This window comes from Haliea alexandrii, assembly GCF_003719295.1.
In the GTDB taxonomy this organism is placed as follows: domain Bacteria; phylum Pseudomonadota; class Gammaproteobacteria; order Pseudomonadales; family Halieaceae; genus Haliea; species Haliea alexandrii.
This window is the reverse complement of sequence record NZ_RFLW01000001.1, coordinates 1,082,315-1,107,035: the sequence shown is the minus strand read 5'-3', so window position 1 is coordinate 1,107,035 and position 24,721 is coordinate 1,082,315. Positions and strand designations below refer to the sequence as shown.

Below are 24,721 nucleotides of genomic sequence, written 5' to 3'. Positions count from 1 at the left end.
GTGCAGCGAGATTGCCATGACAGAACGGTTTGCGACGGCTGAGGCCTGTGTCGATTACACCATCGCCAGGCTCGGGAAAACACTTCGACTCGGTGCTCCGCTGGGCCTGGGCAAACCGGTGCAGTTGATGAATGCCTTCTTTCGCCGCGCCGAGCAGGACCCGGAGATCGACCTGCACATCTACACGGCGCTGTCGCTGGAGGTACCCAAGCCAGCGAGCCACATCGAGGCCGAGCTGGCCGGACCGATCGTGGAGCGCATTTTTGGCGATTACGAACCCCTGGCCTATATGGAGGCCCAGCGCAGCGGCAATCTGCCCAACAACATCCAGGTGAGCGAGCTGTACTTCAAAGCGGGCTCGATGAAGGGTATTCCCGCCGCACAGCAACAGTACATTTCCAGCAACTACACACATATTGCGCGCGACATGATGGCCGCGGGGGTGAACGTGCTGTTGCAGCTGGTGGCTGCCCGGGAAACCGCCGACGGGCTTGCGCTGAGCCTGTCCTGCAACCCGGACGTTGCCCTGGATGTCATTCACACCAAACGCGCCGAACAGGGGGAAGATTTCCTCTGCTTCGCGCAAGTTCATGACGATCTGCCTTTCATGCGCAATGACGCGGAAGTCCCGGCCACGTTGTTCGATGGCCTGATTGACAACCCGGCCTACCAGCGCACTCTGTTTGCGGTACCCAACGCGTCAGTGCCCACCGCAGACTACGCCACGGCACTGCACGCCAGCAGCCTGGTGGTAGACGGCGGTACGCTGCAAATCGGTATCGGTTCTCTGGGTGACGCTGTGGCTCACGCTTTGATCCTGCGCCACCAGCAACCCGCAGCGTGGCGCGACGCGGTCGACAGGCTGACCCGCATCGACAGCGGCTGCGAGACCGACGAAGGCCCCTTCGAGCAGGGGCTGTATGTTTCCACCGAGATGTTCGTCAACGGCATGCTGCACCTGATGGAAGCCGGCGTGGTGAAGCGCCGGGTCTACGACCTGCTGACCCTGCAGCGGGGACTGAATGACGGGCTGATCACCGAGGCAGTGGACGAGCGCCTGCTGGGTTACGCGCGCCAGTCTGCGCTGCTGCCGGCTCAACTCGATGCCGACAGCCTGGCAGCCCTGCAGTACTGGGGCATTCTGCCGGACACCCTGTGCCTGATCGACGGCGCGTTGTCGCTGGACGGCGTCGCCCTGGCGAACAACACGGATGATCCCGACACGCGGACTGCACTGCTGCAGGCCAGCGAAGGCCGGCAATTGCGCCACGGCCGCGTGCTGCACGGCGGCTTCTTCCTTGGGCCGCGCGATTTCTACCAGAAACTGCGCGACCTGGACGACGATGGGCAGGAGCGCATCTGCATGACCAGCGTGCTGCGCACCAACCAGCTGCTACTCGACTACCCGCTGTACTGTGCCCAGCGGCAGCACGCGCGCTTTATCAACACCGGGATGATGGTCAGCCTGAGTGGGGCGGTAACGTCTGACGCCCTGGAAGACGGCACCGTGATCAGCGGCGTGGGTGGACAATACAACTTCGTGGCCATGGCACACGACCTGCCTGGCGCTCGCTCGGTGCTTTGCATTCGCAGCACCCGCGGCAAGGGCAAGGCATTGCGCTCAAACGTTGTGACACACTATGGCCACACCACCATACCGCGCCACCTGCGCGACATCATCGTCACCGAGTACGGTATCGCCGACCTGCGCGGCCAGACTGACGCCGAAGTGATACGGCGCCTGATCGCCATTGCCGACAGTCGCTTCCAGCAGGAACTGGCGAACTGGGCAATCGAGCACGGCAAATTGCCCGCCGACTACGAAATCCCCGCCGCGGCACGCAACAACACGCCCTATCGCGTTGCCAAGGCGCTCAGCTCACATATCGCCGATGGCCGCCTGCCCGCTTACCCCTTTGGCACCGACCTGACGCCCGAGGAACTCACCCTGAGCGCCAGCCTGCGCCGCATCAAGGCACTCAGTGACGAGCCGGCGAGCTTCCTGCGCGAAGTCCTGCGCGCCCTGCTGCACCGTGGTGACAAGGAAGCTGCGCGCCCGTGGCTGGAGCGCATCCATCTCATGCATCCCGACAGCAGTCGCGACTTCATCGTCCAACAGCTGCTGATGCTGGAGCTGGAGGAACACGGCCTGCTGAAAGTGCGGTAGTATCAACGCCAAACCCTCGTAAGAAGCGCTGGCGGAGCCGTTACGTGTTCGAAGTTGTCTGTATCTCCTTTGCCTTCTTTTTTGGCCTGGCAGTGCGTCAGGTAGGGTTGCCGCCGCTCGTGGGCTTCCTCGCGGCAGGCTTTGCCATCAACCTGCTCGGGCCCAGCCTGGGCATGCCCATGAAGAGCGGCGAAATTCTCAATCACGTCGCCCACCTGGGCGTGCTGATTCTGCTGTTCACCGTGGGCCTGAAGCTCAAACTGCGCCAGATTGCCCAGCCACAGGTTCTGGGCGGGGCGCTGCTGCATTTCAGTATCAGCGTGGCGGTGTTCGCACCGGGCCTGCGCTACCTGCTGGACATTGACTGGCAGACCGCACTGCTACTGGCCATCGCGCTGTCCTTTTCCTCCACGGTTCTGGCGGCAAAACTGCTGGAATCGCGGAGGGAGCTGGCCGTATTCCACGGCCGTACGGCCATCGGCATTCTCATCGTGCAGGACATCATCGCACTTATGGTGCTGGCGGTGTTCAGTGGCCAGAGCCCGAATATCTGGGCACTGGCGGTCCTCCTGCTGCCATTCATGCGCCCCTTCCTCTACTGGCTGCTGGATTTTGCCGGGCACGATGAGCTGCTGGTGCTCATGGGCATGCTGCTCGCGCTGGTGATCGGCGGCATGGGCTTCACGGCCATGGGGCTCAGTTCCGAGATTGGCGCCCTGGTCATGGGCATACTGCTCTCCAATCATCGCCGCGCGCAGGAACTCGCCGAATCACTCTGGGGCTTGCGGGAAGTGTTTCTGGTGGGCTTTTTCCTGCAAATCGGCATGTCCGGCCTGCCCGACCTCGATGCACTGCTGTTTGCACTGGGGGTTGGCGTATTGCTGCCGCTCAAGGGGCTTCTGTTCTTCCTGCTGCTCACCGCGTTCCGCCTGCGTGCGCGCACCTCGTTCCTCGCCGCAATCAGCCTCACCGCCTACAGTGAATTTGGCCTGATTGTCGCCGGCATACTGCTGCCTGAATGGATCGTGCCGCTGGCCATTGCCGTGTCGGTGTCCTTCGTGATTGCCGCGCCGCTGAACCGCATGGCGCACCGCCTGTATACCCGCCTGGAGCCGCGCCTGCAGCGTTTCGAACGCATCACCATGCACCCCGATGAGCAGCCCACCAGCCTGGGGGATGCCAATGTGTTGATCTTCGGCATGGGCCGTACCGGCACCGCCGCTTACGACCAGCTCCGCAAGCAGGGGCTGCAGCCAGCCGGGCTGGACGGTGACACCTACAAGGCGCGAGCGCATGCCGAGGCCGGCCGCAATGTTGTGTTCGCCGATGCCGAAGACAGCAACTTCTGGCGCGGTGTTGATCTCGGCCGGATCAAGGCGGCGGTGCTGGCCATGGATGACATCGGCTCGAAAGTGGTAGCGGCACGCAGTTTGCGTGCCAAGGGTTTCACCGGCCCCATCATTTCCCACGCCCTGCACGAGGATCACGTTGAGCGCATTACCGAAGCCGGCGCGACCCATACCTACCTGACCATGTTCCAGGCGGGCATCGGCCTCGCCGACCGCACCGTCAATGTGCTGGAAGAAGCTCAGCCAGAGGGCACGTCACCTGTGGCGCCAGACACCCTGCCATAACGCGCCTCGATGGCCGCCCGTTTGCGGGGGTCGATATTGACTTTGCCCAGATCGCCGCGGATGTGTGGCAGAGCCAGCAGGCGCGGGTCCATCACTCGATACCAGAGCCACGGCACATAGGCCAGCAGGTACATGCCGTAGTAGCCGTTGGGCAGCTCCGGAATATCATCGAAATTGCGCAGGCTCTGGTAGCGCCGGGTGGGGTTGGCGTGGTGATCGGAGTGGCGCTCAAGGTGAAACAGCACAATATTGCTGAAAATGTAGTTCGCGTTCCAGCTGTGGTGTGGCTGGCAGCGCTCATAGCGGCCGTTGGCCTCACGCTGCCGCAACAGGCCGTAATGCTCAATGTAGTTGGCGCTGGTCAGCTGGAACCAGGCCCAGAAGTTGTGCAGGGCCAGGAAGGGCACCATCACCCAGCCAAACGCCAGAATCAGGCCACCCTGCACTACGAGGCTGATAGCGAAGGACTGCAGAATAGCGTTGTGCAGGCTCCAGGGGCTTTTGCCCAGGCGCTGCAGGCGTTCGCTCTCTACCGCCCAGCCACGATGGAAGGCACCAGGAATTTCGCGCCAGACAAAGCGATAGATGGATTCACCCATACGTGAGCTGGCGGGATCTTCGGGCGTGGCCACATCGCGATGGTGGCCCCGGTTGTGCTCGATGCAGAAATGCCCGTAGGCCGGCACGGCCAACACGATCTTGGCCAGCAGGCGTTCGAACTCCGGCTTCTTGTGGCCCAGCTCGTGGGCGGTGTTGATCCCCAGGCCGCTGTAGCTGCCCGCCGTAATGGCCATGACGATAATCGACCAGACGCTGAGATCCTGGGTACCCACAAACCCGGCGATAGCTATGAGCACCACAAAGTGCATGGGAACGGTGAACCAGGTCAACAGCCGGTAGTAACGGTCGGCTTCCAGCTGGGGCACGATGTCTTCCGGCGGATTGTTGGTGTCGGAGCCCAATGCATAGTCGAGCACGGGGATCACCAGATAGGAAAACAGCAACGGCACCAACAGCAGCCATTGCGATCCCCAGTGGAAGTACAGGCCAATACCGAGCAGGGGAAACAGCGGCATAAACAGGGACGACATCCACAGGTAACGCTTGTGGTCGGTGTATTCGATCAGGCCCTGGTCGGGGTGATCCAGGCGGTAGGTAACGCTCATTGCACAGTCCTCATGTTATTTTGGCGCAGTGTAGAGTGAGAACCTGACGGGCACACTTTCATTAAATGACATACTATTGGTCATCTAATGACATCTTGTGGTGCACGATGACCCCCGCCCTGAATGTTTCAGCCACTTACGCCCGCCTGCTGCTGCACTCCAACCGCTGCTCGCCATCTGCGTTGCTGGCCGGTACCGGCCTCAGCGCCGCTCAGCTGGCGCGCGAGGATTACCTGGACTGGCAGGTTCTGGCGAGCCTGTTTCGCAACTTTGACCGCGAGCAGGCCCAATCCAGCTGGCCTGCGGAACTGGGCGCGCAGTTCAACATGGCGGCACACGGGCCGCTGGGCTTCGCCGCACTGAGCGCTCCCACCCTGGGGGCGGCACTGGAGGTCATGGCGGGCTTTACCGCTGTGCGCCTGACCACCGTCACAGTGGCCACCGAAACGCGCGCCGATCGCTTTCTGCTCACCATGCAGGATGCGACCGGTGACGCACTGTTTGCCCACTGGATTGAAGCGATAGTGTTCAAAGTACTGGAATCACTGCTCGGGGTCATTCTCGGCCACCCAGTGGGCGCAAACATAACGCTGGCCTTCAGTGGCCCCGCCCCGCCGGCTGCAGAGGCGCTCGCGGCCTGCTATACGGCGCGGGTGGCGTTTGCAGCGCCCATCGCGGCACTCTCGATACCGGCCAGCTGGCTGGCCCTGCCTTCACCGCTGCACGACGAAGCGGTGTACCGCAGCAACCTGGCGCGCTGTCGCGACATTCTCGCCAGCAGGGCCGACCAGATGAGTATCCCGCAGCGGGTACAGATGCTGCTGCGCAGCCATTTCGATGCCAGCCGCCTGACGCCGGCCCCGCCACCCACACTGGAGCAACTGGCCGCACAGCTGCACCTCACACCGCGAACCCTGATACGCCGCCTGCAACACGACGGTGGCAGTTATCGCGGTACGCTGGACCAGCTGCGCCAACGCCACGCCGCAGAACTGTTGCGCGACGCACGCTACACCGTGGCCGATGTGGCGGAGATTCTCGGCTACCGGGAGCAGGCCAATTTCGGCCGCGCTTTCCGTCGCTGGTTTGGCCTGTCGCCCTCCGCCTGGCGTCGGCAATAGCACCTCGCAGCAACCTGTCGCCCAGGCAGGCAGATTTACTGGGCACTCTGCAGCAGGTCAACAGATTCGCTTGCATTCCCTCTGGCGGGCAACTACTGTATATCCATACAGTTTGAAAATCTTCGGAGGCAAGCCATCATGAACGAAGCTCTGGAACAGGTTATTCTTCGCCGCGACACCTGGCGCGGACGCAGCCGCCACTTTGGCGGGTTGCCGCTGTCGGCCAACAGCGATGCCCACGGCGGTGGCCTGAAAAGCGGTTACCGGGCGCTGGATGACGCGCTGCAACAAGGTGGCTGGCCAGACGCCACTGCCGTTGAAGTGCTCAGCGACAGCTCCGGCATGGGCGCCATGGGTCTGTTTCTTCCCGCCATGGAACGGCTCAGCGCACAGGGTCGCTGGCAGGCCTTTATTGCACCGCCCTGGACGCCTTATGCACCGCTGCTGGCTGCCCGGGGCATCGATACACAGCAGGTATTGCTGGTGCACCCCCGCAGCCGCGAAGACCTGCTCTGGAGCATTGAGCAGGCCTTGCGCAGCAGCACCTGCAGCGCCGTCTTCAGCTGGCTGGGAAACGGCCAGTATCGCTACAGCGAACTGCGCAAACTGCAGCTGGCGGCGGCCGACAGCGACAGCCTGTGCGTACTGTTCCGTTCACAGCAGGCAGCCGCAGAGAGCTCACCGGTCGGCCTGCGCCTGCAAATGCGGGAATACCGCAAGGTTCATATTCTGAAACAGCGCGGTGGTCAGCAGCAGGTGGATGTCAACCTGTCCCCCAGCGATGAGCTGCCCCACCAGCCGCAGTTGTGGGAGCTGCCTGTCTGGCCTGCCACCGTGGCGAGCAGCAGCGCAATGAGCGCCGGTTGAGTCAGGTCAATTGTTTCCCGGCAGGCTGGCGGCTAGCATAGGGCACTGTGCATGAGCCACTATACCGGTATCATTCGTGCCGGCCTTGCCACGGAGAACACAGATGCAGGAATTCCCTCACCACTATCAGGTTGCCGCCACAGCGACGGCTGAAGGCACCGTATCACTGTCCGGCGAAGATATTCCGGCGCTGGAAACGGCACCCCCCAAAGAGTTTGGTGGGCCGGGCGGCAACTGGTCACCCGAAGCCCTGCTGGTAGGTGCCGTGACCGACTGCTTCATCTTCACCTTTCGCGCCATTGCCCGCGCCTCCAAGCTGGACTGGGTGGAGCTGCAGTGCAGCGCCGAGGGTACGCTGGATCGTATTGACCGCGTCACACGCTTTACCGACATTACCGTAACGGCAAAGCTCAGCGTGCCCGCAGGCACCGATACCGAGCGAGCGAAACAATTGCTGGAAAAAGCGGAGGCGAACTGCCTGGTCAGCAACTCACTGAACAGCAACATGCATTTGCACGCCAGCGTCGACACCGCCGCTTGAACACACATCGCGCCCGCTTTTACGTAACGCATAGCGAGTAGCGTACTGTGGACCAATGGTTGAGCGACTACGGCGTCACCCTGGGCGTGGGCGCGTTGATCACGTTCATGGTTTTTATCGTCTGGGACCTGGCGAAGCGCAGTAATGCCGGCAAATTCGGCACCATCATGCTCTATGTGGGCCTGGCGATGGGGATTTTCGGCTTCCTGATCAAGGTCATCATCACCTGGCTGCTGGAAAACGCCGGCGTCTGAACGACGCCGGCATTATCGACCTGAAATCAACCGTTGGTCGCCAGGGTATTGGCAACCAGCCGGTCTATGTTCTGCTCCAGAATAGACAGGGGTACCGGGCCATGCCTGAGCACCTCGTCATGGAAGGCACGCACATCAAACTGCTCACCCAGTGCCGTACGGGCTTCCTCACGCAGTGCCATAATACGCAGCTTGCCAATCAGGTAGGCCGTGGCCTGCCCCGGCATCGCAATGTAGCGTTCAATCGCCTTGGTGGAGTCGTAACGTGAGTTCGGCGTATTCTCGACGAGATACTCAATCGCCTCTTCACGTGTCCAGCCTTTGCTGTGCAGGCCGGTATCCACCACCAGGCGACAGGCGCGCCAGAGTTCCATCGCCAAACGGCCAAACTCGGCATAGGCATCCGAGTACATACCCATGTCGCTGGCCAGCTCTTCCGTGTACAGCGCCCAGCCTTCCGTGAAGGCCGTGAAGCTGGCATAGCGCTGGAATTCCGGCAGGCTTTCCAGCTCCACTGACAGGGCTCGTTGCATGTGGTGGCCCGGCACCCCCTCGTGATAGGCCAGAGCCTCCAGCTGATAGGTCGGCATACTGTTCATATCGTACAGGTTGGCGTAATAAATGCCGGGGCGCGAACCATCAGCCGGCGGGCCGTTGTAGAAAGCCTTGCCCGCCGAACGCTCGCGGAACGCCTCCACCCGTTTAACCACCAGCTCAGCCTGCGGCAGCAAACCGAACTGCTCGGGCAGGCGCTTGGACATGGCATTGATCGCCGCTTCGGCCTCGGCCAGATACTGCGCGCGGCCTGCCTCCGTGTTCGGGTAGTAGAACTGTGGATCATTGCGCATGAACTCGAAGAACTCGCGCAGGTCACCGTCAAACTCCACCGCTTGCATCACTTCGCGCATGGCGTCGTGGATGCGGTCCACTTCCTCCAACCCAATAGCATGTACCTGCTCGGCAGTCAGGTCTGTGGTAGTAAACCAGCGCAAGCGTTCGGCGTAGAAGGCTTCACCGTCAGCGAACTTCCACACGCCGTCGTCACCGGTGGCCAGCGCGGCTTGCGCTTCAACTGCCTCAATCAGGCGTTCGTAAGCCGGCTGCACAGAACCCAGCAGGGCCTCGCGAGCTTCGGCCAGCAGGCGCTCGCGCTCTTCCGGTGTGATATCCAGTGCCTCAACTTTGCTGTTGAAGTCTGCCCACAGCGTGGAATCGCCGCCGTCTTCCGTGAAGGGCGCGCCCTGAATCACGTTGCCTGCCGCCTCAATAATCGGTGGATACTGCCAGTCGGCGAGCAGCAGATTCTTCTCGGTGCGGATGGCCATCTGCGCGATCACTTCATCGAACCAGCCGGCAATATTATTCAGGCGACCGATATAGGCCTCGGCATCGGCGAGGTCAGTCACGCGGTGAATATTCACCAGCCTGCTCGGCGCCTCGGTGTGGGGGCCTCGGTATTGGTCAATCACAAACTGGTGATGACGGAAGCGGTCTGCATCGATGCGCCGCTCCAGGTCCAGTTTGTACAGGTCGTAGGAGAGTTGCTCCGCCGGCGCCAGCGCTGCGCGGTCAAACTCATCCAGCTGCTGCAAGCGGGCCTTGTTGATGGCCAGGGTTTCATTGAGGAAGGCTTCGGCTACCGGATCCCACTGGTCGTGGTTGGTCTTTATGCCACGATAGCTCGCGGTATAAGGCAGGCGTGCCATATCCACCGCATAGTTTTCCTCAAGATAGGTGCGAAACGCCGCTGTTGCCGCCGCTTCAGGCACGGCATCCTGAACAGCGCCGACAACCTCGGCAGCTTCCGGTGCAGGCGTGGGCGCAGGCGTTTCATCACGCGAGCAGGCCACCAGCAACGTGGTAAGCGCCATGGGTAACACGGCGAGTTTGTAATTCGGTAAAATCATTGCAACCTCAATAGCAGTAAAAAAGGGTCCCCGCTGCCCACCGGGCGCAGGAAATGGCGCAATGATGCCGTAATTGGCGGTAAAGGCCAAATACGCCGCAGGCTGGACAGAGACGGACAGCCTGCGCGATACTGTATGTATGTACAGTATTATGATGGGGTATTTGCCCCTCCCGTTTCTGCATTTTTGCCCGGGGGCTCCGTGAGCCTCTGGCTGTGCCTGCGTTTTCCCCTGCTGCCGCTGCAGTGCCAGACGCTCGATGAGACACAGCCCGTCGCAGTGCTGGAGCAGCAACGGGTCGTGTGCGCCAACGACTGCGCCAGCAGCCTGGGAGTGCGCGCCGGAATGGCCACTGCCAGCGTACGCGCGCTGGCGCAAGACCTCCCGCTGCAACTGCTGGCCCGCAACCGCAACAGCGAACAGCATTGTCTGCAGCAGCTGTGCTGCTGGGCCTACGGCATCACCCCGCGCCTCTACACCTGGCAGGAAGATTGCCTGCAGCTGGAAATTGGCAGCTGCCTCAACCTGCACCGCGGGCTGAATACCTTGCTCAGTGGAATACAGCGCACCCTGCAGGTCCGCGGTTACCGGGTGGACGCCGGCCTCGGCCCAACGCCGAAAGCCGCCTGGCTGCTGTCGTTTCATGACGATGGCTGCGACACACAGCATCCGGAGGCCTGGCAGGAGCGCATTGGCACCCTGCCTCTGGCGCTGCTGCACACCTTCCCCAAAGCCGTGGCGGCGCTGGAGCGGGCCGGGCTGCGGCGCTTTGCCGACATACTCACGTTGCCTGAAGCGGCACTCACTCGCCGCTGTGGCCAGGCTTTTGTGCACTACCTGCGGCAGGTAACGGGCCGGGAAGCGGACCTAGAGCCGGACTACCAACCGCCACAGCAGTTCAGCGACCAGTACTGGTTTGGTTATGAAGTCAAAACCACGGCAGAACTCCTGCCCGCCATTGAGCAGTTGCTGCAATCGCTGTGCGGTTTTCTGCGCCAGACACAGTTGCAAAGCAGCCGCATCGACTGGCAGCTGCTGGCTGTGGATCGGCAAACGCAGAACCTGCAGGTGCGCAGCAGCAGCCGACACAGTGACTGGGCGACCTGGTATCAGCTCACCCGCCTGCAACTGGACCAGCTCAAGCTGCACACCGGTATAGAAGGACTGGTGCTTGAATGTCGTGAGCTGCTCACCGGTCACAGCGTTGGCATCGATCTGTTCAGCCCGCGTAACCAGCGCGAACCATTGCATGCATTGCTGGACCGGCTGCGCAGCCGGCTGGGGCTGCAGGCCATAGCCACCATTGGCTGTCGCGATGAACACTTGCCAGAGCTCGCCCTGCATGTGGGGACCGAACCCGGCGAAGCGCCCACCCATGCGCCAACCGGTACCCACCGGCCCTTCTGGCTGCTACCCGAGCCATTACCCCTACCACACCGACATGGTGGCGAGCTGTACTGGGGTGGACGTTTGCAGCTGGTAGGCGGGCCCGAGCGCATTGAAGACCACTGGTGGCAGCAGCCGGTCAGCCGTGACTACTTCATTGCGCGGGGTCACGGCGGCCAGTATTACTGGCTGTTTCACGAACGTCGCGAGCGCCGCTGGTACCTGCACGGGCTGTTTGCCTGACCGCGCAGCGCTCGCCGCAAAACCCGCTACACTATCAATATGAATTTATTATGACATTGAGGTGACAGCGATAGCGAAAGGGGCAACATTCGCTCTAAGCTGGACACATCATCAGGCAAGGTGCCCCGGGATGCCCTGCCGCTATAACAAGGGCGTTGGGAAACGCCACAAGGAGGTACACCATGAAACGCATGACCAAAGCACTGATTATCGCCAGTCTGCCGCTGTTTTCCGCCACCGCTTTTGCGGAAGTCACTCAGGATTGCATCCTCGAAGGCACAGTGGACAAGAAAAAAGCCGAGCAGATGGGCCGCGACGTCTACGTGGCGTTTCACTCATCCGAGCGGGCAGAGTCCGGCAGCAAGTGCCAGCTGGAGCGTCGCAGCCGCATCCAGTTCAAAGAGCCAAAGAACGCCATGATTGAAAACGCCCCCGATGGCGCCAAGGTCAAATACCGCTACACTGAGCGCGACGACCAGGCAGGCGAATGGCAGTTGATGGGTATTTCAATGCCCTGAGTACAACGCCTGAGTAGAGTGCAGGCCGCGTCGCTACGGCGAGGCGTGCCTGGATTGATCCACCATCAACAACTCATCCACCGCAAAGCCCAACTCTGCAGCCCGCGCCAGAAAGCGCGCTTTCACCGCTTCATCCACTTCGGGTGTACGCGACAGCAACCAGAGGTAGTCCCGGTTATAGCCGGAGACAAAGGCGTACTCGTACTCCTCGCCCAGTTCAAATACCACATAGGACGAGTAGAAGGGGCCGAAAAAAGAGACCTTCAGATGCGCTGTGGTTTCTTCGTCCACAAAGCGGGCAATGCCCTCGGCCTGCTCCCAGGTTGATGCCTGAGGCCGATAGCCCCGGTTCACCACCGCCACACTGCCGTCCCCGTTGCGGGTATAACTTGCCGTGACGGCCTCCAGCCCACGCTCGAATGAGTGGTCCAGACGAGCAATTTCATACCAGGTGCCGAGGTAGCGTTGCAGCTCAAAATTCTGCACCGGCACGACCCCCGGTGGCATACCGGTGCAACCACCCAACACCAGCAGCAGGATCAGCAGTGAGGCGCGCGAGAATTTCACTCGTGGGCGATGGTTTTGTCTGTGAACAGATAATCCTTGAGTTCATCATTCATTACCGGGTCGCGCCGGCGAATCCACTCCAACACCATGGCCGCGTGCTCTTTTTCCTCGTCGCGGTTGTGGCGCAGGATGGCCTTCAGCTCAGGGTCCTTGCAGGCATCCATGCGCTGGTTGTACCAGTCCACTGCTTCCAGTTCTTCCATCAACGACACGATGGCGCGATGCATGTCGCGGGTCTCGTCGCTCAATTCACTAATGGGTTCATGATAACCTTCATTGGACATGTCGAACTTCCTGTGTAGTTTCAGAAAACAGCACAAATACGGCAAACCACCGCGCGTTATCAGTGTAGCGCGTGATGCTACCGGCGCCAAAGCATTGCCTGCGGCTCGCACTCATGTGCCACCGAGAGCCAGGCCGACGCCGGCAAAACCCGCCACCAGCAACAGAATGGGCGGTCGCCAGCGTGCCAGCAACGCCCAACCCAGCAGTACCAGCAGCACATCCAGCCAGCTATGGAACGCACTGCTGGCAATCGGGTTTACCCAGGCGGCAGCGAGCAGACCAACCACCGCTGCATTGACGCCGGCGACCACGCCCAGCACGTGGGGGCGCGTCGCCAGCGCATCCCACGCCGCTTGTATGCCCAGCACCAGCAGGAATCCCGGCAGAAAAATCGCCACCGTTGCCAGCAGCGCGCCCAGCACGGGCCTGACAGGCAGCAGCTCGGCACCCAGATACGCCCCCAGGGAAAACATCGGCCCCGGCACCGCCTGTGCCGCGGCATAGCCGAGCAGAAACCGGTCCTCACTCAACACATCGCCGAGCTGTTGCTGTAGCAAGGGTAAAACCACGTGGCCGCCGCCAAACACCAGGCTGCCGCTATTGTAAAACTGACCGACCAGCCGCCACTCGGTGCCCAGCCCGCCGAGCCAGGGCAGCAGCGCAAACAACAGCAGGAAAATCACCAGAGGGCGCCAGCGCAAACCGCTTGTCACGCCCTCTGGCGGCGCGGGCTGACTTGCCCTCGCCGGCAGCACCACCGCTCCCAGCAACGCCGCGCACACCAGCACCCCGTACTGCATCCAGGCGGATGCACTCCACACCAGCAACAGGCAGGTGGCCAGCGCGAGGACTGCCGCAAACCAATGCCGGCAAAAAGTCTGCGCCATGCTGCGCACAGCCTCCGCCACCACCACCGCCGCCAACAGCTTCAGGCCCCGCACCAGACCGTCTAGCCAAGCCGCATCGGCAGCCTGCGCCGCAAACAGCGCCAGCCCCAACATGAGCAGGAATGACGGCAATGTGAACCCGACAAATGCCGCCAGGGCGCCGGGTAAACCCGCTCGCCGATAGCCGAGGGCGAACCCGACCTGGCTCGACCCCGGCCCGGGCAGAAACTGGCTCAACGCCACCAGCCTGGCGTAGTCGGCAACAGTCAGCCATTGCAGGCGCTGCACAAAGGTCTGCTGAAAATAGCCAATATGGGCCGCCGGCCCCCCAAAGCTGACACAGCCCAGCAACAGAAAACGCCAGAACACTTCAAAGATGGCCGCCATGCAGCTTTCCTGTGCTAACCGCGCGAAAACACCGCTGCAGCAGGCGCGTTACTCGCCATCAGCGGGCAGCGGTGCTCGCAGCGCATCAACCTTGCATCGTGGGGAAATCGATATATCCCGCATCGCCGCCACCGTAGACCGCCGCGTCTTCTCCCGGCGGGTTGAGTGGAGCACCCACCGCGAAGCGCTCGACCAGGTCCGGCGTGAACATGTAGGGCCGCGCGATGGAGACGGCCGCCGCCCCACCCGCCGCCAGCACCGCCTCACTGCGTTCGCGGTCATAGCCTCCGTTCAGTACCAGTGGGCCGCGGTATGCGGAGCGCACGTCATCGGTACCGAAACCGTCCTGCCTTTGCGGCGCACTACCGCTGACCGAGGATTCGTAAACGCTTTCGACAATTTCCAGAAACGCCAGGCCGCGCTGGTCGAGCTGTGCAATGGCATGCTGATAGAGCGGCGCTGGCTGGCTGTCGTGGCAGTCCCAGGTCGTTGAGAAAGGCGACAGACGCACCGAGGTGCGCTCTGCGCCCACCTCGCCGACCACCGCGTCCGTGACCTCAAGCAGGAAACGACAGCGATTTTCGACGCTGCCGCCGTAGGCATCGCTGCGCTGGTTGACGCCATCGCGCAGGAACTGGTCAATCAGGTAGCCGTTGGCACCGTGAATCTGCACGCCATCAAAACCGGCATCCAGTGCATTGCGCGCCGCCTGCCGGAAATCATCCACGACCCCGGGAATCTCATCCAGCCCCAGCGCACGAGGCTGTGAGGTCGGCACGAACCCCTCTGTCGTGAAGGTGCGAATGCTGCCCCGCACTGCCGATGGCGCCACAGGCGCCTCACCATCCTTCTGAAACACCGTGTGGGAGACCCGCCCACAGTGCCATATCTGGCAGATAATACGCCCGCCGGCGCCGTGCACAGCCTCGGTAACGGCACGCCAACCGGCAATCTGCTCGGCGGTATGAATGCCCGGTGTGGCGAGAGTGCCCGTGCCCTGCTGCGAAATCTGCGTGGCCTCGGTGATGATCAACCCTGCGCCCGCGCGCTGGCGGTAATACTCCGCCATGGACGGAGTAGGCACACGGGAGGGAGCGCGGGCGCGGGTCATGGGCGCCATCAGGATACGGTTTTTCAGTTCGATCGCCCCGAGGCGAACTGGGTGGAGCATGGCCAATGTCATAGTGGGTTCCTGTCAAATAGTGACCCGTTATGGTATCTGCCGGTGCCGGCAATGACCTCGTAGGGCAGCGCATCAGCTGCGGCTGGTTCAATAGATTGGCAGCAGTGGGGGTGCCTCATGAGTCCGACGACAAATCCGTAACCGCACCGGGATCCGCGGGTGCGTCAGCTGCCGTGCGGGTGGCCTCCCAGGCGCGAAAACGCTTGAGGTCACCGTCCAGGCTGCGCAGCGTCCAGCCCAGGATCGCAGCGTCATCCAGCAGGCCAAAGCCGAGCAAAATGTCCGGGACAGCATCCACCGGCATGACGAAATACACCACTGCCGCAACCAGCATCAGCAGGGATTGCCAGGGGATTTCACGGTAGGCGCCACTGGCATAGGCGCGCACCAGGCGCAGTGCATCCTGCACCGACTTCCCTATTCCCGCCAGCGCACCGCTGCGGGCCGCCGCCTTTTCGCCGGCGGACGCCGCCAGTGCCGACAAGCCACCGGGCTGTTCAATCAGTGCGCGCGCACGACGGCTGGCGCGGACATAGGCCCGGCTATTGCTCGCGCGGGGCATCTCTCTTTCGTCACTCATACTCTGTGCTCCCGCCGCGTGTCACAGCTGCGTCAGGGTGTACCCCTGCTTTGGAAAATGCAGGTGCAGGGTGCCCAGGCCAGGCTCCTCGCGCGCCAGAATCCAGCACTGTGGCGCCACGCCCACCAGCACACCCTCGGTGGGCGCCTGGGCGTAATCCTGCGGTGCAATACTCACCCGCGCGCCCACCCCCGCATCCCGCTGCAGAGGCGCCGGAATCGCACGTGGCCGCGTATCTGCAGCCAGCTGCAGCGCGTTCTGCACAGGCACTGCCGTAGTGGCGCCATCGCCAAAGGCCCGTATGCGGGCCATCCACTCGAGCACACCGGGAAACTCCTGCAACAGCGGCGACTCGCCCAGGTCATGCAGAAACCACAGGCCATGGTAGGTGGAAAAATCAGCATGGTTTGGCTCCGCGCCAAACAGGAAATCAGCTTGCAGCTGCCTTTCCACGGCAGCAAGATGCTCGATGACGAGGGTTCTCGCCGCGCGGCGCCCGGGCACATTCACCGCGGCCTTGCGCCCCATGGCAAGACGGTCAAGCATGAAGCGTCCGATATCCAGCCACGACATCTGCGCGCGCACCTTGTGTCGCAGCGCCGGCGTGCCGGCAGTCAGAACACAGGGAAAGAACAGCTCGCCGTCCGCCCGCGCGGCCCAGGCAGTGGCCTCGGCATCAAGGTTCTCCAGCGCCAGCGCAGGTTTACCGGCAAGCGCTGCAATCTCGGCCGCTATTGTGCGCGAGTCGCAAAAAATATCGGCCCCCCGCTGCGCCACGGGAATCCTGCGATAGCCACCCACCAACCGCGCAAGGTGGGGCCTTGGCGGCATCTCGCGAGTCAGGGCGGACTGCCAGGTCAACTCTGCGTAACCCAGCATACTGCGAATTTTCTGGCTGAAAGGTGACAGCGCATAGTGGTGCAAGATGAGTTCGGACATCGTCTTCCCTTTCAATAAGTCGGGCAATCAGGTTGGTTCAGGTAAGCGTCCAACACGTTGCGGGCCTCCTCGCCGAGAACCTGCGTCTGACCAACTTTACGCTGCGCCGCCGGCAGTGCCAGCTCCGTATAAAAGCGGCGATCATCAAAGCCCACACGCTCCGCATCAGCAATGGAAAAGCCGAAGTACACATGACGTAAACGGGCCCAGTAAATCGCGCCCAGGCACATGGGGCAGGGTTCACCGCTGGTGTAGATGTCGCAACCCTCGAGGCTGAAAAGGCCCGCCTGCGCACAGGCATCGCGAATGGCCATGACTTCACCGTGCGCGGTGGGGTCGCTCGATGCAATAACGCGGTTCCAGCCTTCACCGACAATGGCACCATCGCGCACAATGACCGCACCAAACGGACCACCCTCTCCGGAATCCGCCGCGTGACGCCCCAACTCAAGGGCGCGACGCATAAAACCTTCTGCCTCTGCCGAGAAGCTCATGCTTTCTTCACAAATTCGGATTTCAACTTCATGGCCCCAATACCCTCTATTTTGCAGTCGATATCGTGGTCGCCTTCTACCAGGCGGATGTTCTTCACCCGTGTGCCCACCTTCACCACCAGTGAAGACCCCTTGACCTTGAGGTCCTTGATCACGGTGACAGTATCCCCATCAGCCAGCGGATTGCCGTTGGCATCGCTGATCAACGGAGTGTCCTCCAGCGGCTCGTTGCCCTCGGCAGGGCTCCACTCATGACCGCACTCAGGGCACACCAGAAAGGCGCCCTGCTCGTAGGCGTAGGGCGACTGGCATTCGGGACAGGCCGGTAGATCACTCATTATTCAAGAACTCCAGATCGGTGCCCTGTACTTCCAGGGCCCTGAGTATGCGCTGCTCACTGCGTGGCAGGGAGCGCTCGGTAGCCTGCTGCAGCAGGCGTTCACGTGCATCGCGGTCGAACCAGCGACCATCGCTGACTATGGCCACAGGCTCTCGCAAAACAGACAGATCCTGCAGCGGGTCGCCGGGCAACAACAACAGATCGGCCTCAAAACCCGCGGCTACCCGCCCGCTGCTGTCGGCGCGGCCGAGTACCTGCGCCGGGTTCACCGTGGCGGCCCGCAGCACCGCAGCTGGGGGAAGCCCCGCTGTCTGCAACAACGCCAGTTCATCCAGCAGCGACATGCCCGGGACATTGATGAAAATGCCCGCATCGGAGCCGGCCAGTAGCGTCACCCCCGCCCGATACAGGCAATCCGTGGCCTTGAGGTAGAACGCCTCGTGCTGTGCGCGGTAGGTCGCAGGCTGGCTGCTCCAGAAACGGTAGAGCGGCTGCTCCATCTGGGCGATAAACGGGTTCAGGGTATCGACGCCCGGCCGCTGTAAATAGGCGCCATCACTGCGCGCCACCCGCAGCAGATTGTGATGCGCCACCAGCGTTGGGGTCACAGGGACTTCGGTGGTGGCAATGGCCACCGCAAGCCGGCACATCGCCGCTTCATCAAGGCGCTCACCCAGCCCGTGCCAGACGATGCTTTCCACGTGCTCAATGCTGGTGAGCCGGTCCTCCAGCACGCTTTCGAAGGGTATGACGAAAGGCCGCTCAGCCGGTATGCCAGCATGGCGCGGCCCCTCGGGGGTATGGCCCATCACGGTCATGTCCAGCTCGGCCGCAACGGCAAGAATGGCCTCGTAAGCTTCCGGCCTCAAGTTGGAGTAGACCTTCACATGCCGATAGCCCTGCGCATACTGCTGCAACACCGCTGCGCGGGCCTCGGCGGCGGTGTTCACAATGACATGATTGGGCTGCGCATTGGGGCCTGCGCCGTTGAGAATAGGGCCGGTGGTGATGATATCCGGCCCCGCCAGGTGGCCTGCCGTCACCGCCGCCGCAAGATCCAGCAAGAACGGCATGCCAGAGGCATTGCGCACGGTGGTCACGCCGTAAGCCAGATAGGCTGGCAGTTCTGCTTCATCCCACACATGCACATGCATATCGACCAGACCGGGCATCAGTACCTGCCCCTTGGCGTCAATCTCACGCGCACCCCGAGGGGCAGCCACCCTGTCCGTTGCCCCCACCTGCTGAACCTTGCCTTCGGCAATCAGCACTGCCTGCCCGGGCTGCACTACGGCACCTTCTCCGGTAAAGCTCAGTACCGATACATCGCGCACCACCACCGGGGTCTGCGCAGGCAACCGCGCCGGAGGAGCCGCGGCATCGGCTAACACCGCGATCCGACAGTCCGGTTTCGCATCCGTTGCGCGGCAGAGCTCCACCGCCTTGTTCGGCGGTCCATTCAGCGCGTCATGCAGCGCCGGCCAACTCATACTGGAAATGGGTTCGCCATCCAGCGTGAGGTAGTGGCCCGGCTGCATACCGGCAAGATCAGCCGGAGAGCCCGGCTGCACCATCCACACGCGCATGCCACCCTGGTGGGGCACGCCCCAGAGGCCGAGATACCCGCGTTCGGGCGCGCGAAAACTGTCGGCACGGGGTACGGCGATCAAGCGCTTGCCCGGGTAGTCCACCGTGTAGGTGAAACGCGACAACAGGCGCGAACCGAGCCGGCCCTGACGCCCCATGCTGGTGCCATCATCGGAATATTGGGTCATGAATGGACCGAGCGCGTTGTCGCCCAGACGAACCGCATTGCCAAACTGTTGCAGGTTCTCAATGTTGCCCTGCACCCCCCGACCGGTAGTCACCCAGGCGAATTCCGGACGCTCGATGCCGGGTGCACTACCGGGTATCAGCGATAGCCACCCGGTCATGCCGGTATCCACGTGCAGATCGGCCAGCACCTCCTGCTGTTGGCCCGCCAACAGCAGGGGCAGCTGCACATAGGCATCAAAGGCGCGCACCTCAAGCGGCAGCACAAACGCATTTTCCGGCACCGTCACCGTATCCGGAGCCAGGAAACGCAGGCTGCCAGAGGCCGTATCGACCTCAATGGCAAAGCGCGAGAACAGGTCGTAACCAATCACGCCATCTACCGCGAAGTCGGCATCGGTTCCCAGCGGCGGCAGGGTCGCGGCAGGCAGTACCGCCACGGTCATGCCCTGCAGCGCGACAGGGCCGAAGTCGAGATCGACATCGGTGGCGAGGAACGCCTCGGGTCTCGCTTCATCATCGCCCGCGCCGCCCACACCGATGGTTTCCGAGCCCTTGAGGGCCAGTTTCCGGGTTTTCTCATGCAGAAAGATGGCGGTAGGGGTTGCACCGGTGTCAACAATGAAACGGAAACCGGGCACGCCATTGACGCTGGCCTCCACCACGGGAAACAAGGGCACCGGTGACAGGCTCAGCGCGCTCCCGCTGCCATCAAAGGACACCTCGGCCTGCGGATTACCCACCGGATAATTGCTGCAGGCTGCCAGCAGGGCGAGCAGTGCAACACCACCCCCTCTATACAGAAGGTCGCGAATCCGTGTGCGCCAGCCGGCCACGGAGACGCGCTTCATGGCAGCGCCTGACAGCGCACGTCAGCCGCGTCAGCCCCCCATGTCACCCGTGCTTCGCCGTGGTGCTCCCAGAAACTCATGTCATCTCCCCGATAGCGCGCACCGCTGGCACTGCGTTGCAAGGTCAGCAGGGAGAGCACATCACCGCGCCGGGCGATCATGATACGCGGCTCAGTTGCCAGAAAATGTACATTCAGGGTCGCAGCAGCCTCGGCGTCCTCGCACACGTACTGCACCGGGGCCGTATCGGCTGCCAGAGCCTCAATGTATGCGCACCAGGCCGCCGAACCACGCGCCGGCAGCCCCGTCAGCCCCCGAACACCCAGCCGGAACTCGACCACGGACTGCCATTCATCCGAACCCGCATCCGGCCCATGGCCGCTGCCATCTCCGGTGCCCAGGTTGGTTTCCACGGCCTGCGCCCACCCCGCCGCACACAAGGGCGCCCCGGCAGAGGGCCCCTCAACAGCAGCACAGGCTGTCACGCTCACAAGCAGGGACAAAACAACAGCCGATCGATACATGGAACTCTCCTGTCAGCCGTGCCCCAACCAGATGGACGTGACCATTGTGAAAGCGAAACCCAGCACCGCGCCCAGCGGCGGTGCCCAATGCTTGTTCAAGCGCGCCTGCGGAGCGATATCCTGGAACATCAGGTACACAATGCCACCGGCAGAGGCCAGCATGATGGCACCGAGCACCGCAGGCCGCTCGCCCAGGAAGAAGTATGCGGACAATCCGGCCAGCGGTCCGAGCAAGGTCAACGCAGACATCACGCCCAGTATCTTCACAGACGAATCGCGCCCCGCTGCCGCCAGTTCACGGTAAGCATTGAAGCCCTCGGGCAAATTCTGCAAACCGATGACGATCGCCAGCACCAGCGCCAGGGATGGATCGGTGGCAATCAAGCCGCCCAACGCAATGGATTCGGGCACGTAGTCCAACAGCAGCCCCAACAATTGCGGTGACTCACGCCGCCGCGCCGCCAACAGCCGCTCCAGCAGGAACACCGCCAGGCCGCCACCGACGAACAGCGATACCGCTGCAAGCGAACTGCCGAAACGCGCCAGCCCCTCCGGCAACAGCACCTGGAACACCGCACCCAACAACAGCCCACCGCCCAGGGCAATCAGGAAGTGCCGCACCTCCTGTTCCAGCCATTGCCGCTGAATACGCTCGAAGCTGGCAATCCAACCGCCCAGCGGTATGCACACGCCGGCCGCAAAGGTCAGCACAACAATGTAGGCAACGCCGTCAATCGCCACGGTTACGCAGTACCGGAAGAATTCAGAGGGTGGATCATGCCAGCATTGTGCGGGAAACGGGGGAATGGCCGCAAGCCGCGCCATTGCCGCGAGTGCGTGTGCACTCTACTATGCGCACTGCTATCACCTGAACAGGAAACCCGCCGATGCAGGCTCGCATCAGTCCGATGATGGCTCGGCATACCGCGCAATGAGTGTTTACATTCACCTCACGGCGGCACTCTGGGTGCTGGCCATCGGTGGTTTGCAGCTCGCCGCTACCAAGGGCACACCGCGCCATCGGTTTGTTGGCTGGTCCTGGATGGCGGCAATGATTGTCGCTGCCATCTCCTCATTCTGGCTGACCAACCCCGGCAATGGGTTTCTCGGCTATGGCCCGATTCACCTGCTGTCCATCTGGGTCATGATCTGCGTGGTGGTCTCGGTCGGCGCTGTACGACGCGGAAATATCCGGCGTCACAGAGGCTTTGCCGTCGGTGCCTACCTGGGTACCGTAGGCGCGGCCATCGGGGCGCTCGCCATGCCGGGGCGACTACTGCATAGCTATTTTTTCGCCTGAGCGGCGCGCTACTCCCCGCGTCATTTCACCAAAGCCCCTGCGCAACTGGGCACCAAAGAGCAAGCCCACCACCGGGGCAAACCACCCCTCCAACCGAAACACGGATTCATAGTGGGTACCACCCGACGCTGTTGCACTCAGACAGTGCTGCCGCGTGCTGGTCAGAGCACCGAGCGGTGCCTTGATGCCGTAATCAAGCAGCTTGCCCTCCTCATTGCGCCAGATCGTTTCCGTCTGCGGCTGCGTCATGAACGGCAACACCCTTACCTTCATATGGATGGGATCACCCACGCGAAAGGTGGAATCACAGGATACAACGAAGGTATTCCACAGCGGGTAGTCCTCGGTGTTCGTAATTACCTCCCAGACCACTTCCGGTGGAGCCGCTATATCTTCAGATAACAGTATTTCAAACATCGCCAACCCCTAACAATCAGAACGTTTCATTTTCATCGTGCACGGTAACCGACAGCTCACCATCCATACTCACGGCCACATGGAACAGAATGGGGCGACAGCAGACCTGGCAGTCTTCGATATACTGCTGCCCGGCTTCACTTTCATCGATCAATACTTCAATGGACTCACCGCAGTAGGGGCAGTCCACGTGCTGCTGGTGTAGGGCCGACATTTTTCCTCCTCAATTACTGCTGGCCACTGGCAAGGCGCGTGCGTCATCTACGGGTTCTGGCGCCGCGAGCATTCACACCCCGGCCGCGAAGGTATCACGGATGTGCCGTGAGTGAAGCTGTCGGGCACTGTGTCGCCACCGCCGCGCTGCTGCAAGCGATCTCAAGCAAGTTTTACACGGAGGATAGACTAGACAGGCCGCCCTGAACAACGAAGCCCGCCAGGGTGTTTGACACCGGGTTGATCCAGACCCCGCTGGTGAGCTGGCAGTCGACGGCATCCAGAAACATGTGTAGGCACAGACCCAGCCCCACCAGCCGGCTTGCCGGAAAAACACAAAGCAGCAGATACACACTCAGCAACCACGGCTGGTGCAGAGGGTGAAAACCGATACTGCACCGACCGGGGTCATACAGGGGGATTGCCAACAGGTGATCGAGATCCACCAGCATGGTGGCGGTCATCACCACCGTGGCGTACTGCCAGCGGCGACGAAAAAACACGGCCGCCACCAGCAGCGGAACAAGGAAGTGCAGGGCAATGTGCAACATGGTGGTAACAGATCCGTTATACGGGCTCGCCGCGTGCTACTCTTCCTTGAGCAACTCCTGCCGCCTGCGTTCATACTCGTCATACGACATGCCGGTCTCCCGCATGCACTCTTCGTACTCAGGCTGCGGCAATTTGCTGCACTCGAATTGCCGGTTTTGCTGTACGGCCGAGTAAACCTGCTCGTGACTACAGGCTGCCACTGAGGCCAGCAATGCGCCAACAACAATGTATTTCATCAGCAGACCCTCGGTGACTTGACGCATAACCGGCTTGATGTCAAAACAACAGGTCGCCCACACAGCGGCCATCCTGCCCCCCGCTCGTAAACGAGTGCAGCCCGTCGAACCTGTTCACCGGGATGCGAGCAACGTCATCCGGTTCCGCGAGGCGCAGGTTCACCGCCATGCGCCTGCGTCCGTCTGCAGCGGCGACGGTCGCGCGCCAGAACGCGACACAGCCGCAACGTGGGCAGAAGTGGAAACCCAGTGACTGGTCACCCCAGGCATACGCCTGGGTGGCACCGAAGGCCTGCACGTCCTCGTCCTCGTGACCATAGGCCCACAGCGTGCCATAGCGCCGGCAGACGGTGCAGTTACAGGCAGTGGCAGAGCTCGGCTCACCGTCCAGGCGCCAACTGAGGTTGCCGCAGTGGCATGAACCTTTGAGCATTGCATCGCTTCCTCGCGTAATGTGTGGGGCCGAGCCAAGCAAACCGCATCAGGATCACCCAAAAACCTATCGAATAGGCCGCCAACAGGGCACTAACCCGAACGCCCCCACGGTGACGGTCGATCAAATGTGGAAAGGTACAGGCGCTCAACCTTGCCTCTGGCCCACTGGGTTTTGCGCAGAAACTTCAGCGAAGACTTGATGGAGGGGTCCGTCTTGAAGCAATTGATATCAATTCGCTGCGCCAGGCCCTCCCAACCATAACGATCAACCAACCGGGTTAATGCCACTTCGATGGTAATGCCATGCAGGGGGTTATTGGGTTGTTCTTTACTCATGCTGACAATCAACCAACTGTGGTTTCACCACTGAACCTGAAGCAACTACCGCTGCTTGTACTGTGTCGGACAGTATCCCCGGGATACCCCCGCGGACCGGAGCTGCACATGTTTCGTCGCGCGGCCACTCACTCGTGACCGCCACAGCCGAAAGCTGCCTGCCTTGAGGTTACGGCGCATGAGTTTGATGACATCGGATTCCTGCAGGCCGAATTGCACCTCAATGGCTTCAAACGGCGTGCGGTCTTCCCATGCCATTTCGATAATGCGTGATTCTTCGTCTTCGCGCAGCATGGTCCTACTGTGACATCTCCCGGGCGAGGTCGAAATCCTTGCTGGATATACCGCCTGCATCGTGTGTTGTCAGGTCAACAACTACTTTGTTGTAAACGTTGAACCATTCAGGGTGATGATTGGCGCGTTCGGCAAGCAAAGCCACCTTCGCCATGAAGGCGAAGGCGGCAACAAAGTCCGGAAAGCTGAACTCGCGGTGCAGCTTGCCGTCCTCAATACTCCATGCACCGCTTGCGTGCTCGTTGAGCTGCGCCAGGGAAGACGCCAAAACGCTTGGGCTACAGGCTTCTGTCATCTTTTCCTCCTCGGTGGGTTAGTGTGCCG

General features: G+C 61.9%; 30 protein-coding genes and 1 pseudogene. 9 read left to right on the top strand and 22 right to left on the bottom strand.

The window, feature by feature from the left end:
• Positions 1 to 16: 16 nt before the first annotated feature.
• Positions 17 to 2,167 carry an acetyl-CoA hydrolase/transferase C-terminal domain-containing protein gene (locus EGJ68_RS05075; RefSeq protein ID WP_123033409.1) on the top strand — a complete coding sequence of 717 codons (2,151 nt, stop codon included), beginning with the start codon at positions 17 to 19 and terminating at the stop codon, positions 2,165 to 2,167.
• Positions 2,168 to 2,211: 44 nt separating this feature from the next.
• Positions 2,212 to 3,801, top strand: a complete 1,590-nt coding sequence (locus tag EGJ68_RS05070; protein WP_123033408.1) for a cation:proton antiporter domain-containing protein — start codon at positions 2,212 to 2,214, stop codon at positions 3,799 to 3,801.
• On the opposite strand, the gene EGJ68_RS05065 is transcribed toward EGJ68_RS05070, so the two are convergent.
• Positions 3,756 to 4,967 carry an alkane 1-monooxygenase gene (locus EGJ68_RS05065; RefSeq protein ID WP_123033407.1) on the bottom strand — a complete coding sequence of 404 codons (1,212 nt, stop codon included), beginning with the start codon at positions 4,965 to 4,967 and terminating at the stop codon, positions 3,756 to 3,758. The two genes, EGJ68_RS05070 and EGJ68_RS05065, sit on opposite strands and share 46 nt — an antisense overlap.
• 107 nt (positions 4,968 to 5,074) lie before the next feature.
• On the opposite strand from EGJ68_RS05065, the gene EGJ68_RS05060 reads away from it, so the two are divergent.
• From EGJ68_RS05060 to EGJ68_RS05045, 4 genes are all read left to right on the top strand, one after another.
• Positions 5,075 to 6,088: an AraC family transcriptional regulator gene (locus EGJ68_RS05060; protein WP_158283502.1), complete on the top strand. Its 1,014-nt coding sequence runs from the start codon at positions 5,075 to 5,077 to the stop codon at positions 6,086 to 6,088.
• Positions 6,089 to 6,226: 138 nt separating this feature from the next.
• On the top strand, positions 6,227 to 6,955 hold the full coding sequence (imuA, locus tag EGJ68_RS05055) for a translesion DNA synthesis-associated protein ImuA (protein ID WP_123033405.1): 729 nt from the start codon (positions 6,227 to 6,229) through the stop codon (positions 6,953 to 6,955).
• 103 nt (positions 6,956 to 7,058) lie between these two features.
• On the top strand, positions 7,059 to 7,496 hold the full coding sequence (locus EGJ68_RS05050) for an OsmC family protein (RefSeq protein ID WP_123033404.1): 438 nt from the start codon (positions 7,059 to 7,061) through the stop codon (positions 7,494 to 7,496).
• 47 nt (positions 7,497 to 7,543) lie between these two features.
• Entirely contained in the window at positions 7,544 to 7,750 is a 207-nt protein-coding gene (locus EGJ68_RS05045) for a DUF2788 domain-containing protein (protein WP_123033403.1), read from the top strand.
• 26 nt (positions 7,751 to 7,776) lie between these two features.
• Here the strand turns inward: EGJ68_RS05045 and EGJ68_RS05040 are convergent, their stop codons facing one another.
• Positions 7,777 to 9,657, bottom strand: a complete 1,881-nt coding sequence (locus tag EGJ68_RS05040; RefSeq protein WP_123034052.1) for a DUF885 domain-containing protein — start codon at positions 9,655 to 9,657, stop codon at positions 7,777 to 7,779.
• 201 nt (positions 9,658 to 9,858) lie between these two features.
• Between EGJ68_RS05040 and EGJ68_RS05035 the strand changes: the two genes are divergently transcribed.
• The gene (locus EGJ68_RS05035; protein WP_158283501.1) at positions 9,859 to 11,286 is read left to right on the top strand and encodes a Y-family DNA polymerase; all 1,428 of its coding nucleotides are present in this window, start codon (positions 9,859 to 9,861) and stop codon (positions 11,284 to 11,286) included.
• A 182-nt stretch (positions 11,287 to 11,468) separates the two neighbouring features.
• Positions 11,469 to 11,804, top strand: coding sequence for a hypothetical protein (locus tag EGJ68_RS05030; protein ID WP_051230731.1), 336 nt, complete (start codon positions 11,469 to 11,471; stop codon positions 11,802 to 11,804).
• A 33-nt stretch (positions 11,805 to 11,837) separates the two neighbouring features.
• On the opposite strand, the gene EGJ68_RS05025 is transcribed toward EGJ68_RS05030, so the two are convergent.
• The 11 genes from EGJ68_RS05025 to EGJ68_RS04975 form a co-directional block, all read right to left on the bottom strand.
• A complete protein-coding gene (locus EGJ68_RS05025; RefSeq protein WP_233248674.1) occupies positions 11,838 to 12,371 on the bottom strand; it encodes a lipocalin family protein in 534 nt (177 codons plus the stop codon).
• Positions 12,368 to 12,655 carry an encapsulin-associated ferritin-like protein gene (locus EGJ68_RS05020; protein WP_123033401.1) on the bottom strand — a complete coding sequence of 96 codons (288 nt, stop codon included), beginning with the start codon at positions 12,653 to 12,655 and terminating at the stop codon, positions 12,368 to 12,370. Before EGJ68_RS05020 ends, EGJ68_RS05025 begins: the two co-directional genes overlap by 4 nt.
• A 111-nt stretch (positions 12,656 to 12,766) precedes the next feature.
• Positions 12,767 to 13,930 carry a chromate efflux transporter gene (gene chrA / locus EGJ68_RS05015; RefSeq protein ID WP_123033400.1) on the bottom strand — a complete coding sequence of 388 codons (1,164 nt, stop codon included), beginning with the start codon at positions 13,928 to 13,930 and terminating at the stop codon, positions 12,767 to 12,769.
• 85 nt (positions 13,931 to 14,015) lie between these two features.
• Positions 14,016 to 15,113, bottom strand: coding sequence for an alkene reductase (locus tag EGJ68_RS05010; protein WP_199227921.1), 1,098 nt, complete (start codon positions 15,111 to 15,113; stop codon positions 14,016 to 14,018).
• Positions 15,114 to 15,228: 115 nt separating this feature from the next.
• Entirely contained in the window at positions 15,229 to 15,693 is a 465-nt protein-coding gene (locus EGJ68_RS05005; RefSeq protein ID WP_123033399.1) for a YkvA family protein, read from the bottom strand.
• 21 nt (positions 15,694 to 15,714) lie between these two features.
• On the bottom strand, positions 15,715 to 16,632 hold the full coding sequence (locus EGJ68_RS05000) for a glutathione S-transferase family protein (protein ID WP_123033398.1): 918 nt from the start codon (positions 16,630 to 16,632) through the stop codon (positions 15,715 to 15,717).
• An 11-nt stretch (positions 16,633 to 16,643) separates the two neighbouring features.
• Complete coding sequence (locus EGJ68_RS04995) at positions 16,644 to 17,096, bottom strand: nucleoside deaminase (RefSeq protein WP_123034049.1); 453 nt, start codon at positions 17,094 to 17,096, stop codon at positions 16,644 to 16,646.
• Positions 17,097 to 17,122: 26 nt separating this feature from the next.
• Entirely contained in the window at positions 17,123 to 17,464 is a 342-nt protein-coding gene (locus tag EGJ68_RS04990) for a zinc ribbon domain-containing protein YjdM (RefSeq protein ID WP_123033397.1), read from the bottom strand.
• The gene (locus tag EGJ68_RS04985) at positions 17,457 to 20,090 is read right to left on the bottom strand and encodes an amidohydrolase family protein (protein ID WP_123033396.1); all 2,634 of its coding nucleotides are present in this window, start codon (positions 20,088 to 20,090) and stop codon (positions 17,457 to 17,459) included. The genes EGJ68_RS04990 and EGJ68_RS04985 overlap by 8 nt, the downstream gene beginning before the upstream one ends.
• Positions 20,087 to 20,614, bottom strand: a complete 528-nt coding sequence (locus EGJ68_RS04980) for an MliC family protein (protein ID WP_123033395.1) — start codon at positions 20,612 to 20,614, stop codon at positions 20,087 to 20,089. Before EGJ68_RS04980 ends, EGJ68_RS04985 begins: the two co-directional genes overlap by 4 nt.
• 12 nt (positions 20,615 to 20,626) lie before the next feature.
• Positions 20,627 to 21,355, bottom strand: a complete 729-nt coding sequence (locus EGJ68_RS04975) for a ZIP family metal transporter (RefSeq protein ID WP_233248673.1) — start codon at positions 21,353 to 21,355, stop codon at positions 20,627 to 20,629.
• Between the two features lie 64 nt (positions 21,356 to 21,419).
• Between EGJ68_RS04975 and EGJ68_RS04970 the strand changes: the two genes are divergently transcribed.
• Positions 21,420 to 21,914, top strand: coding sequence for a DUF2306 domain-containing protein (locus EGJ68_RS04970; protein ID WP_199227920.1), 495 nt, complete (start codon positions 21,420 to 21,422; stop codon positions 21,912 to 21,914).
• Here the strand turns inward: EGJ68_RS04970 and EGJ68_RS04965 are convergent.
• From EGJ68_RS04965 to EGJ68_RS04930, 9 genes and pseudogenes are all read right to left on the bottom strand, one after another.
• Positions 21,888 to 22,331, bottom strand: a complete 444-nt coding sequence (locus EGJ68_RS04965) for an SRPBCC domain-containing protein (protein ID WP_123033394.1) — start codon at positions 22,329 to 22,331, stop codon at positions 21,888 to 21,890. The genes EGJ68_RS04970 and EGJ68_RS04965 overlap by 27 nt on opposite strands.
• 16 nt (positions 22,332 to 22,347) lie before the next feature.
• On the bottom strand, positions 22,348 to 22,545 hold the full coding sequence (locus EGJ68_RS04960; RefSeq protein WP_123033393.1) for a CPXCG motif-containing cysteine-rich protein: 198 nt from the start codon (positions 22,543 to 22,545) through the stop codon (positions 22,348 to 22,350).
• A gap of 47 nt (positions 22,546 to 22,592) precedes the next feature.
• Positions 22,593 to 22,703, bottom strand: a pseudogene (locus EGJ68_RS18475) (hypothetical protein); the annotation flags it as partial.
• Positions 22,704 to 22,717: 14 nt separating this feature from the next.
• Positions 22,718 to 23,095 (bottom strand): DUF6122 family protein, encoded by a 378-nt coding sequence (locus EGJ68_RS04955; protein WP_233248672.1) that lies wholly within the window; start codon positions 23,093 to 23,095, stop codon positions 22,718 to 22,720.
• Between the two features lie 36 nt (positions 23,096 to 23,131).
• Positions 23,132 to 23,332 carry a hypothetical protein gene (locus EGJ68_RS04950; RefSeq protein ID WP_158283500.1) on the bottom strand — a complete coding sequence of 67 codons (201 nt, stop codon included), beginning with the start codon at positions 23,330 to 23,332 and terminating at the stop codon, positions 23,132 to 23,134.
• 40 nt (positions 23,333 to 23,372) lie between these two features.
• Entirely contained in the window at positions 23,373 to 23,765 is a 393-nt protein-coding gene (locus tag EGJ68_RS04945; RefSeq protein ID WP_123033391.1) for a GFA family protein, read from the bottom strand.
• Between the two features lie 92 nt (positions 23,766 to 23,857).
• Positions 23,858 to 24,103 (bottom strand): VF530 family protein, encoded by a 246-nt coding sequence (locus tag EGJ68_RS04940; RefSeq protein WP_123033390.1) that lies wholly within the window; start codon positions 24,101 to 24,103, stop codon positions 23,858 to 23,860.
• 45 nt (positions 24,104 to 24,148) lie between these two features.
• Positions 24,149 to 24,397, bottom strand: a complete 249-nt coding sequence (locus EGJ68_RS04935) for a TIGR03643 family protein (RefSeq protein WP_123033389.1) — start codon at positions 24,395 to 24,397, stop codon at positions 24,149 to 24,151.
• A 4-nt stretch (positions 24,398 to 24,401) separates the two neighbouring features.
• Entirely contained in the window at positions 24,402 to 24,692 is a 291-nt protein-coding gene (locus EGJ68_RS04930) for a 4a-hydroxytetrahydrobiopterin dehydratase (protein ID WP_123033388.1), read from the bottom strand.
• Positions 24,693 to 24,721 lie beyond the last annotated feature (29 nt).

What these genes read in the sequence shown, in the direction of transcription:
- EGJ68_RS05075 (WP_123033409.1), top strand. Translation starts at nt 17, where the DNA reads ATGACAGAACGGTTTGCGACGGCTGAGGCCTGTGTCGATTACACCATC.
- EGJ68_RS05065 (WP_123033407.1), bottom strand. Translation starts at nt 4,967, where the DNA reads ATGAGCGTTACCTACCGCCTGGATCACCCCGACCAGGGCCTGATCGAA.
- EGJ68_RS05060 (WP_158283502.1), top strand. Translation starts at nt 5,075, where the DNA reads ATGACCCCCGCCCTGAATGTTTCAGCCACTTACGCCCGCCTGCTGCTG.
- imuA (WP_123033405.1), top strand. Translation starts at nt 6,227, where the DNA reads ATGAACGAAGCTCTGGAACAGGTTATTCTTCGCCGCGACACCTGGCGC.
- EGJ68_RS05050 (WP_123033404.1), top strand. Translation starts at nt 7,059, where the DNA reads ATGCAGGAATTCCCTCACCACTATCAGGTTGCCGCCACAGCGACGGCT.
- EGJ68_RS05040 (WP_123034052.1), bottom strand. Translation starts at nt 9,657, where the DNA reads ATGATTTTACCGAATTACAAACTCGCCGTGTTACCCATGGCGCTTACC.
- EGJ68_RS05030 (WP_051230731.1), top strand. Translation starts at nt 11,469, where the DNA reads ATGAAACGCATGACCAAAGCACTGATTATCGCCAGTCTGCCGCTGTTT.
- EGJ68_RS05020 (WP_123033401.1), bottom strand. Translation starts at nt 12,655, where the DNA reads ATGTCCAATGAAGGTTATCATGAACCCATTAGTGAATTGAGCGACGAG.
- chrA (WP_123033400.1), bottom strand. Translation starts at nt 13,930, where the DNA reads ATGGCGGCCATCTTTGAAGTGTTCTGGCGTTTTCTGTTGCTGGGCTGT.
- EGJ68_RS05010 (WP_199227921.1), bottom strand. Translation starts at nt 15,113, where the DNA reads ATGACATTGGCCATGCTCCACCCAGTTCGCCTCGGGGCGATCGAACTG.
- EGJ68_RS05005 (WP_123033399.1), bottom strand. Translation starts at nt 15,693, where the DNA reads ATGAGTGACGAAAGAGAGATGCCCCGCGCGAGCAATAGCCGGGCCTAT.
- EGJ68_RS05000 (WP_123033398.1), bottom strand. Translation starts at nt 16,632, where the DNA reads ATGTCCGAACTCATCTTGCACCACTATGCGCTGTCACCTTTCAGCCAG.
- EGJ68_RS04995 (WP_123034049.1), bottom strand. Translation starts at nt 17,096, where the DNA reads ATGCGTCGCGCCCTTGAGTTGGGGCGTCACGCGGCGGATTCCGGAGAG.
- EGJ68_RS04990 (WP_123033397.1), bottom strand. Translation starts at nt 17,464, where the DNA reads ATGAGTGATCTACCGGCCTGTCCCGAATGCCAGTCGCCCTACGCCTAC.
- EGJ68_RS04985 (WP_123033396.1), bottom strand. Translation starts at nt 20,090, where the DNA reads ATGAAGCGCGTCTCCGTGGCCGGCTGGCGCACACGGATTCGCGACCTT.
- EGJ68_RS04980 (WP_123033395.1), bottom strand. Translation starts at nt 20,614, where the DNA reads ATGTATCGATCGGCTGTTGTTTTGTCCCTGCTTGTGAGCGTGACAGCC.
- EGJ68_RS04970 (WP_199227920.1), top strand. Translation starts at nt 21,420, where the DNA reads ATGGCCGCAAGCCGCGCCATTGCCGCGAGTGCGTGTGCACTCTACTAT.
- EGJ68_RS04965 (WP_123033394.1), bottom strand. Translation starts at nt 22,331, where the DNA reads ATGTTTGAAATACTGTTATCTGAAGATATAGCGGCTCCACCGGAAGTG.
- EGJ68_RS04960 (WP_123033393.1), bottom strand. Translation starts at nt 22,545, where the DNA reads ATGTCGGCCCTACACCAGCAGCACGTGGACTGCCCCTACTGCGGTGAG.
- EGJ68_RS04955 (WP_233248672.1), bottom strand. Translation starts at nt 23,095, where the DNA reads ATGTTGCACATTGCCCTGCACTTCCTTGTTCCGCTGCTGGTGGCGGCC.
- EGJ68_RS04950 (WP_158283500.1), bottom strand. Translation starts at nt 23,332, where the DNA reads ATGAAATACATTGTTGTTGGCGCATTGCTGGCCTCAGTGGCAGCCTGT.
- EGJ68_RS04945 (WP_123033391.1), bottom strand. Translation starts at nt 23,765, where the DNA reads ATGCTCAAAGGTTCATGCCACTGCGGCAACCTCAGTTGGCGCCTGGAC.
- EGJ68_RS04940 (WP_123033390.1), bottom strand. Translation starts at nt 24,103, where the DNA reads ATGAGTAAAGAACAACCCAATAACCCCCTGCATGGCATTACCATCGAA.
- EGJ68_RS04935 (WP_123033389.1), bottom strand. Translation starts at nt 24,397, where the DNA reads ATGCTGCGCGAAGACGAAGAATCACGCATTATCGAAATGGCATGGGAA.
- EGJ68_RS04930 (WP_123033388.1), bottom strand. Translation starts at nt 24,692, where the DNA reads ATGACAGAAGCCTGTAGCCCAAGCGTTTTGGCGTCTTCCCTGGCGCAG.